A 308-nucleotide genomic window follows, 5' to 3' on the forward strand; every position below is an offset into this window, starting at 1 on the left:
GCTAAGGCAAACACGGATGCGTCAACAAAACCTTCACCTCCCGAAAGCCCCATTGTTTGTGTTTTCACCACCAACCATATGTTTTATGGATTGAATAACATTGGAGCGGCCGTTTTTATATTTCTTTGCTTAGGGGCTAAATGTGCTGAAATTTGTTTTTGCTATGTGTGCCAAAGCGGTCAGCATTTCATGGCGGGGGTTTCCTATGGCACATTTACCACTGATTAGATTTCCCGGGGTTGCACCCCGGGCTAATCACATTCAGCACCTACGGCGCTGCTTTTCGCCCTTAAGTTAACGGCTATGGA

1 protein-coding gene is annotated in these 308 nt (G+C 46.4%); it reads left to right on the forward strand.

Annotation, left to right across the window (positions count from 1 at the left end; genetic code table 11):
• A partial coding sequence (locus E1163_RS30795; RefSeq protein WP_221417846.1) for a hypothetical protein occupies nucleotides 1–228 on the forward strand: 228 nt, incomplete at its 5' end.
• Between the last annotated feature and the right edge of the window lie 80 nt (nucleotides 229–308).

The organism is Fulvivirga kasyanovii (genome assembly GCF_009711405.1).
Classification (GTDB): Bacteria; Bacteroidota; Bacteroidia; order Cytophagales; family Cyclobacteriaceae; genus Fulvivirga; species Fulvivirga kasyanovii.